Raw genomic sequence first — 7,690 nt, forward strand, 5'->3', positions numbered from 1 at the left:
GGCGAGAGGGCTCGGCTTCTACGTCGTCTGGCCGGACGCCGCGTCCACGGTGATGCCTTCCGGCAGTTCGGCTACGCCGGACCCGGCCGCGCTCGCCCGATCCGCGCGCAGGGCCTCGGCCAGTGCGGCGCGGGCCGGTGCCTCCCCGTGCACCAGCCAGACCTGCCTCGGCGGAGCCGGCGCGGCGGCCAGCCACTGGCGCAGCTCGTCGCGATCCGCGTGTGCGCTCAGGCCTTCCAGCACATCGACCTTGGCCTCCAGCATGAATCTGCGGCCCTGGATCTTCAGTTCGCGTTCGCCGTCCAGCAAGGCCCGACCGCGCGTACCCGGTGCCTGATAGCCGGTCAGCAGCACGCGATTGTCCGGATCCAGCCCGTGAGCCAGCAGGTGCCCGAGAATCCGCCCACCGGTCAGCATGCCGCTGCCGGCAATGATCACGAAGGGACCTTCCTTGCGGTCCAGCCGGCGGGCGCGCTGGGCGTGTTCGACGATGCGCACGCGGGAAAAGACCGATTCGAGTTCCTCGAGCGACAGTCGGTGCTCGTCCGGGTAGTTCCGGTACAGCTCTGAGACCTCGGCGGCCATCGGACTGCTCAGGTAGATGGGCAACTCGAGTTCCCGACGCCGACGCAGCAGGCGGTCCAGCAGCAGCATCAGCGTCTGGGCCCTCCCCACCGCGAAGGACGGGACCAGCAGTACGCCCCGGCGCTCGATGATCCCCGCGAGCACCTCCGCGAGCTGATCCTCGGGGGCGCCGGGCGGGTGCGAACGGTCGCCGTAGGTCGATTCCATCACCAGGGCATCCACGGCTTCGGGCGGGCGCGGCGGAAACATCACCGGGTCGCGCAACCGGCCGAGATCTCCGGAAAACCAGATCCGCTCGCGCCCGTCATCCACCAGGACCCCTGCAGCACCAAGGATGTGCCCGGCATAGTGGAACCGGATCTCCAGACCGCCCAGATGAATCGGCCGTCCGTATTCGACGGACCGGAAGTGGTGCAGCGTCTTCTCGACGTCGCCGGTGTCGTAAAGGGGCAGCGCCGGTCGGTGCTTCGACCAGCCGTCCCGGTTGGCCTGCTCGGCGTCCTCCTCCTGGAGCCGGGCGGAATCCATCAGGATCACGCGCGCCACCTCGCGCCCCGCCCGCGTCGCATGGATCGGCCCCCGAAACCCGGCCTTGACCAGGCGCGGCAGGTAACCGCAGTGGTCGAGGTGCCCGTGCGTCAGCAGCACCGCGTCGATGTCGCGGGGATCGAAGGGCGGCGGCTCCCAGTTCCGCAGCCGCCCCGATTTCTCGCCCTGGAACATGCCGCAGTCGATCAGCACGCGCTTCCCGGCCGCCTCGAGCAGATGCTTCGATCCGGTCACACCCGCCGCACCGCCGAAGCTCGTGAGCCTCATGGCGACTCCCTGCGCACCTTGCCGCGATCCAGGATCTCGTTGCACTCGCGCCGTACCCGTTCCCGCTGCCGCTCCTCCAGCCTCAGCGGCTCCAGCAGACGCGGCTGGTCGATCAGGTCCCGGCACAGTATGGCCCCCGACTCGATCAGCCTGCGCTTGTGCGCGACCTTCAGGCCGCCCAGGCAGGTGATCGGGTGCAGGCCGTGCTGGTTGATCAAGCCCCGGGTCAGCGGGTAGTGATCCGTGTTGTGCCCCGCCAGGATCAGGCCCTCGCACTCACCGTAGGCCAGGGCATCCTCGCTGTAGGTCGTGTTGCTGAGCACCCAGAAATCATCGTGCCGACCCTCCCCGGTTGCCGCCAGATCCAGCGAGCGGGCGCGCAGGTACAGCGGGAGCTTCACATCGTTGCGGTAGGTTGCGCGATTGTGGAACTTGCACTCGGCGAAAAGGCGCTGGCCGTCGCGTTCGGCGACGATATCGATCTCGTGCTGCACGCAGCGGCCCTGCAGGAACCGGTTGTACGTGACCACGTAGCCCATGGCCTCGAACAGGCGGCCGCAGAACTGCTCGAAGGGAAAGCCGGTCGGCCCCAGGTCCAGCAGCGCACGCTTCAGGCTGTAGTTGATCGCCGTGCGCCGGGAACGCTTCTTCAGGCCACTGCGGGCCATGCGGTAGAGCTTGCCCGTGCTGATTCCGTCGCGAAGCCTGGGTTCGAGGTCGGCAATCACATCCCTCGCCACCGCGTCGCTGGCGCCGGCGCGGCGCAGCGAGATGCGCAGCTTGTCGGGCGAATAGGGCTCCCGCTGTCCGTCGCTCTTGCGCACCTCGATCCGGTGCCGGGCGAAGGCCCCATGGCGCCGGGCGGTCACGGAGCGCCACGCAGGAACCGGTTGCGCCCGCCCTCGGGGCAGCTTTTCCGGTACCCCGGCGCAGACACATTTGAGGCGAACTCCGGGGATCGGGCCTGAGAATCCTGCACCATCCGTCTGCCCCCAATGCCGATGGCCCGTTCCATCGGCTCTGAACCACAAGTGTAGTCCGCCCCGGTCCATCGCAGCGAAGTCCAGAACCAGGGTCGTACATGTACCTGTGACGCAGACGCAACGGCGCAGGCGTTTCCACTATATCTTCACCACAAGCGCGATGCGTTCCACGCCGCGAAACGCTGGTCCTGCACTATCTCCGTGCAGCCTGCACCGCCGTCACGCCCTGTCGCGGTGCGCACACTGATAAAAACACAACACATCTTCACGAAAATGCAACAGAAACGGTCGATTCGGAAGTTGGCACGCCGAATGCATTGGACTCCGGCAGTGATTCGATTGCGGTCACCACCACAAACCTGAGAAAGGAGCACCACGATGCATTCAACCTTCAAGAAGACTCTCGTCAGCTCGGCCGTCACCGGTGCCCTGCTGGTCGGCACCGCCGGCTTCAGCACCGCCAAGGCCGAACTCGAGTTCAACGTCGGCGTGTTCACCGACTACATCCTCTACGGCAAGACCGAATCCGAGAACAATGCCGTGGTCCAGGGCGGCATTGATTGGGCGCACGAAGATGGGTTCTACCTCGGCACGTGGGCCTCGACCCTGGGCGATAATCTGGGTCAGGAGGTCGACTTCTATGCCGGCTATGCCTTCGAGGCCGGCGGTCTCGACTTCGACCTCGGTTACATTTACTACTACTACACCAGCGATGATTACATCGATGACTTCGGGGACCTCTACGCGTCGGTGGGATTCGGACCCGCGTATGCGACCGTGAAATACACGATCCACGATAGCGACGACAGGGGCTCCTACTACACCTGGATCGGCGGCGACTTCGAGGTCATGCCCAGCATCGGCCTTGGCGCTGAACTCGGCTATGCCAGTCCCGACGACGGTGATAGCTGGGCCTTCTGGAGCCTGGGCCTGACCAAGTCGACCGACATGGGCGACATCTCCTTCACCTATGCGCACACCGACGACAGCGACGACGACCCGCTGTTCGTGGTCGGCTACAGCCTCAGCTTCTGATCCTTCACCGGGTCGAACGAGAAGTGCATGGCGGCCCCTCGGGGCCGCCTTTTTTGTCTTCAGCAGCCAGATCCTGCATGGCACGAACGCTTCCCCTCTGCGGTCCCCGCGTTTGTGCACACCCACGCTCTCGGGCGACACTGCCACGCTAACGTTCATGGCCCTGCAACACCCCTGACGATGAACCGCCGCGAACTGTAGGCCGGGTTAACCCAAAGGGCGTAACCCGACGGGTCTCGCGCACACCCATGGCTTTTAAAGAGCATCGTCCCCGGCAATCCGGCACGTCGGGTTACGCTACGCTAACCCGACCTACAAACTTTCACGCTAACGACAACCGGCGCGCACCCGATGAGCGAGACCCTCCCCGGCTACGACGAGATTCCCTACGAGAGCTTCCCGATCACCGAGACGCACCCGGACCGCCTGGCCGTGATCGGCCGCCTGTTCGGTCTCGCCTGCCCCGCCCCGGCCCGGGCCCGGGTGCTGGAACTGGGCTGCGCTGCAGGGGGCAACCTCCTCCCGATCGCCTGGTATCTGCCCGAGACCCACTGTGTCGGGCTGGAACTGTCGCGGACACAGGCCCTCCACGGTGCGGCACTGGCCGATGCGCTGGAACTGCGGAACATCGAAATCCGGCACCAGGACGTCATGGACTTCGCGCCGGAGGGGGAGCCGTTCGACTACATCATCGTGCACGGGCTCTTCTCCTGGGTGCCACCGGCGGTGCAGGAGCACGTCCTCCGTGTCTGCGGATCGAGGCTGGCACCCGGCGGCGTGGCCTACATCAGCTACAACACCCTGCCCGGCGGGCGCCAGCGAAGCATGCTGCGCGACATGCTGCTGCACCATGCGCGCAGCCACACCCGCCCGAGGCACCGGCTTGCCGCGGCCCGCGAGATGATCGAGTTCCTGGCGACCCCTCTGGAGTCGGAGCCCCCTGGCCACGACTGGCTGCGCGGTGAGTTGAATCGTCTCAGGGGCGCGCGCGACAGCTACCTCTACCACGAGTACCTCGAAGAGACGAACGATCCCCTGCTGTTCAGCGACTTCGTGGCGCGGGCCGGCAATCACGGCCTGCAGTACCTCGCGGACACGCAGCTGCACTCGATGTTTCCCGCGACGCTCGGTGCTGCGGCAGAGTCCAGCCTGTCGCGCTTCGACGAACTGATCGACGAAGAGCAGTACGCCGACTTCCTGCGCCTGCGTCCCTTCCGCCAGTCGCTGCTCTGCCGGGCCGCGGATCCCCTCACTCGCGAGATCGACCTCGATGGGCTGCTGTCGCTGCCGCTATACACCGATCTGGCACCGGACGCGGACGGGACCCTGCGCAGTTCCGCGGGCCAGAGCTTCCAGGCCGACAGCCCCCTGCTTCGAGCCGTTCTCGACGAATTGGCAAAGAGCTTCCCCCGTGCCCGGAATCTCGCGGAACTGCTGCCCGCAGCCGTTGAGCGGGCCGCAGGGAAAGACGGCTCGCCCGCCGCCGACACCGGCCTGCTGATGCAGGAACTCTTCAATCTCTTCGTCTCCGGCGCACTGCAGCCCACGCTCTGCGAACCCGGCGCCCGCGGCGGTAGCGGTGTCGAACCCGAGACCAACGCATCGGCCCAACCGAAGGCACTGCGGATCGCCCGTATCCTGGCCGGCGAGGGAGAGAACCTGATACCCACCCCGCGGCACCAGGCACTGCAACTGGATCCGGTCTCCGCGCGGATTCTGACGCTCCTCGACGGGCAACGCGATCAGACCAGCGTCGTCGAAGCGATGCTCACTGCTGCGGTCAGGGACCCGGCGCTGAACCGGTTGCTGGGGAACAAAGGGCCGGAGCGCATGCGTGGGGCGATCCAGGCCAGCCTCATGCAGCTGCTGCGGCTTCTGCAGCGGCACGGTTTGCTCGAGACAGGCTGACGCCCGGACCCGCGGGCGCGGCAGACACCGGTGGCCGGGGCATGAAACAGCCGCGGCGGAATATCGAGCGGCGACAGGCGGCAGCCGCTTTGCGCTAAGGTATGAAGCTGGGAATAATTTGTGGTTTGCAACCACTGCCTCACGGACGATGACATGACACTCTTCAAACTGCTGGAAGAAAACCTTCGTCACGGCACGCTGAGCTTGCAACTTCCGGATGGATCCGAGCGTCGGTTCGGGGCGGGTCTGCCGGAGGCGACCATCCGCTTCACGGATCCCGCCACCCTTCGACGCATCGCCTACGACCCTGGCTTCGAGTTCGGCCAGACCTACATGGAGGGGGGCTGGGACTATGGTGAAGAAGGCTTGCCTGCCCTGCTCAACGTCACCATGGGCAACTTCGCGGGATTCTTTGCCAACCGCTCCCGCAAGCCCCTGAGCTTCCTGCAAAAGGCCCTGCAGCAGAGTAACCGGGTCCGCCGCGCCTACCGGAATGTTTCCCACCACTACGACCTCGACGAGTGGCTGTTCCGCCGTTTCCTGGACCGCGACATGTTCTACTCCTGCGCGTACTTCGAGCGTCCCGACATGACGCTGGAGGAGGCCCAGGAGGCGAAGTGCCGCATGATCGCGCGCAAGCTGCGCCTGGAGCCCGGCATGCGCGTGCTCGATATCGGCAGCGGCTGGGGGGGGCTCGCGATGCATCTCGCCCGCGAGCAAGGGGTGTCGGTCGATGGGCTCACGCTCTCGCGCGAGCAGCTTCGCGTCGCCCGCGAGGAATGCGCCCGGCGCGGACTCGAAGACCAGGTGGCGTTTCACTTCCGCGATTATCGCGAACATCGCGGGCAGTACGACCGCATCGTCAGCGTCGGCATGTTCGAGCACGTGGGCCAACCCTACTACGGCGCCTTCTTCCAGCAAGTCAACGACCTGCTGAAGGAAGACGGGGTTGCCCTGCTCCACACCATAGGCCGCACCAGCGCCCCGGGCACGACCAATGCCTGGCTGCGCCGCTACATCTTTCCCGGGGGATACACCCCTGCCCTGTCGGAACTGGCAGCGGCGATCGAACCCACTCCCCTGATGGTCACCGATCTCGAGGTCTGGCGCCTGCACTATGCCGATACGCTCGCCGAGTGGCTCCGCCGGTTCCAGTCGGTTCGGGCGGAGGTCGCCGAACGCTTCGACGAACGCTTCTGCCGCATGTGGGAGTTCTACCTGGCCTCCTGTGAAGGCACCTTTCGACACTGGGACCAGGTCGTCTTTCACGTGCAGATGGCGAAGCAGCACGGGGCGGTGCCCATCACCCGCGACTACCTCTACCGGGGTTGACCTTGCGCGCACATCGAGCCGGTGATTCAGTCATCGCTGACGCGCCGCGCGTATGATGAGGGGGCAGATACATCACAGAGAGGACACCATGACGAGCAAGCCAAGCGCGCGATACCTTCGCCTGAGCACCACGGCGGGGGCCACGCTGCTGCTGGGCCTCTTCCTGGTGGCCGAAGTCTCCGCACAGCCCCCGACCCATGCACCCGCGCATGTCTGGCGGGGCCAGGAAGCGCAGGTGCCGGGACCCCCATCGCAAGCGCCCGCATACGGTTGGCGCGGCCAGCAGGAACAGAGGCCCGGCCCGCCACCGCAGGCACCCGCATACGGTTGGCGCGGCCAGCAGGGTCAGATGCCGGCTCCGCCACCCCATGGCGGCCCCAGAGACCCGCGTGCGGAACAACGACCCTCGCCATGGGGACCGGGTGCCCCCGACTACCGAGGCGATCGCGAACCCGTCTGGCAGCACGACCCGCGTCGCGAGGCGGACAGATGGCGTGGTCCGCGCGATGACCACCGAGGTGCGGGCGAACGCGATTACGAGCGCGATGCACAGCGTCCACGGGACGACAGCCGTGACTTCCCGCGTTATGACCGGAGCGAATGGGAAGACGAGGGCCGGCGGGGCGACCGGCGCCTGCGGGGCAGTGAGCGGGAGGCCGAGGACATGCATCAATGGCAGGATGCGGAACAGCGCAGGGACCGTCGTGGTGATACCCAGCGTGGTCAGTAAGCCCAACCCGCGACAACGGCGGGAATCCGGGACATGAGGCGTCGGCGCATCGACGGAGGTCTGGTGATCGTCGGCCTGGTGCTGATCGCTATCGGCACGTACGCGCTCTACACCGGCGAGATCTTCCTGAGCCGCCTCACCGTCAGCGAGGGCCAGAGCATCGGCGGCGTCGGCGCGCTGGTGATCGCGGCGGTCTTCATCGCCGCCGGCGTCTATTTCCTCTTCCAGTCCCGCAAGTAGGCCGGGTTAACGTGAAAGTCACGGCCATGCCCGCGCCCCCCTGTGGGAGCGGGCCTCGCCC

General features: G+C 66.4%; 7 protein-coding genes. 5 read left to right on the forward strand and 2 right to left on the reverse strand.

What is annotated here, in order from left to right:
• Positions 1-18: 18 nt before the first annotated feature.
• Together EA346_RS13900 and EA346_RS13905 are read right to left on the reverse strand one after the other, a co-directional pair.
• Positions 19-1,401, reverse strand: coding sequence for an MBL fold metallo-hydrolase (locus tag EA346_RS13900; RefSeq protein WP_296759606.1), 1,383 nt, complete (start codon positions 1,399-1,401; stop codon positions 19-21).
• Positions 1,398-2,270 (reverse strand): ATP cone domain-containing protein, encoded by an 873-nt coding sequence (locus tag EA346_RS13905; RefSeq protein ID WP_296759608.1) that lies wholly within the window; start codon positions 2,268-2,270, stop codon positions 1,398-1,400. Before EA346_RS13905 ends, EA346_RS13900 begins: the two co-directional genes overlap by 4 nt.
• A 492-nt stretch (positions 2,271-2,762) precedes the next feature.
• Here EA346_RS13905 and EA346_RS13910 point away from each other — a divergent pair, with 492 nt between their 5' ends.
• The 5 genes from EA346_RS13910 (at position 2,763) to EA346_RS13930 (ending at position 7,629) form a co-directional block, all read left to right on the forward strand.
• Positions 2,763-3,419, forward strand: a complete 657-nt coding sequence (locus tag EA346_RS13910) for a TorF family putative porin (RefSeq protein WP_296759610.1) — start codon at positions 2,763-2,765, stop codon at positions 3,417-3,419.
• 351 nt (positions 3,420-3,770) lie between these two features.
• Positions 3,771-5,327, forward strand: a complete 1,557-nt coding sequence (locus EA346_RS13915; RefSeq protein ID WP_296759611.1) for a class I SAM-dependent methyltransferase — start codon at positions 3,771-3,773, stop codon at positions 5,325-5,327.
• A 153-nt stretch (positions 5,328-5,480) separates the two neighbouring features.
• Positions 5,481-6,659, forward strand: coding sequence for a cyclopropane-fatty-acyl-phospholipid synthase family protein (locus tag EA346_RS13920; protein ID WP_296759613.1), 1,179 nt, complete (start codon positions 5,481-5,483; stop codon positions 6,657-6,659).
• 88 nt (positions 6,660-6,747) lie between these two features.
• Positions 6,748-7,389: a hypothetical protein gene (locus EA346_RS13925; RefSeq protein WP_296759615.1), complete on the forward strand. Its 642-nt coding sequence runs from the start codon at positions 6,748-6,750 to the stop codon at positions 7,387-7,389.
• Between the two features lie 33 nt (positions 7,390-7,422).
• Positions 7,423-7,629 carry a hypothetical protein gene (locus EA346_RS13930; protein ID WP_296759616.1) on the forward strand — a complete coding sequence of 69 codons (207 nt, stop codon included), beginning with the start codon at positions 7,423-7,425 and terminating at the stop codon, positions 7,627-7,629.
• The last annotated feature ends 61 nt before the right edge of the window (positions 7,630-7,690 follow it).

Origin of the sequence: Thioalkalivibrio sp., from assembly GCF_007692535.1 — a bacterium.
Lineage (GTDB): Bacteria > Pseudomonadota > Gammaproteobacteria > Ectothiorhodospirales > Ectothiorhodospiraceae > Thioalkalivibrio.

What these genes read in the sequence shown, in the direction of transcription:
- EA346_RS13930 (WP_296759616.1), top strand. Translation starts at nt 7,423, where the DNA reads ATGAGGCGTCGGCGCATCGACGGAGGTCTGGTGATCGTCGGCCTGGTG.
- EA346_RS13925 (WP_296759615.1), top strand. Translation starts at nt 6,748, where the DNA reads ATGACGAGCAAGCCAAGCGCGCGATACCTTCGCCTGAGCACCACGGCG.
- EA346_RS13900 (WP_296759606.1), bottom strand. Translation starts at nt 1,401, where the DNA reads ATGAGGCTCACGAGCTTCGGCGGTGCGGCGGGTGTGACCGGATCGAAG.
- EA346_RS13920 (WP_296759613.1), top strand. Translation starts at nt 5,481, where the DNA reads ATGACACTCTTCAAACTGCTGGAAGAAAACCTTCGTCACGGCACGCTG.
- EA346_RS13915 (WP_296759611.1), top strand. Translation starts at nt 3,771, where the DNA reads ATGAGCGAGACCCTCCCCGGCTACGACGAGATTCCCTACGAGAGCTTC.
- EA346_RS13910 (WP_296759610.1), top strand. Translation starts at nt 2,763, where the DNA reads ATGCATTCAACCTTCAAGAAGACTCTCGTCAGCTCGGCCGTCACCGGT.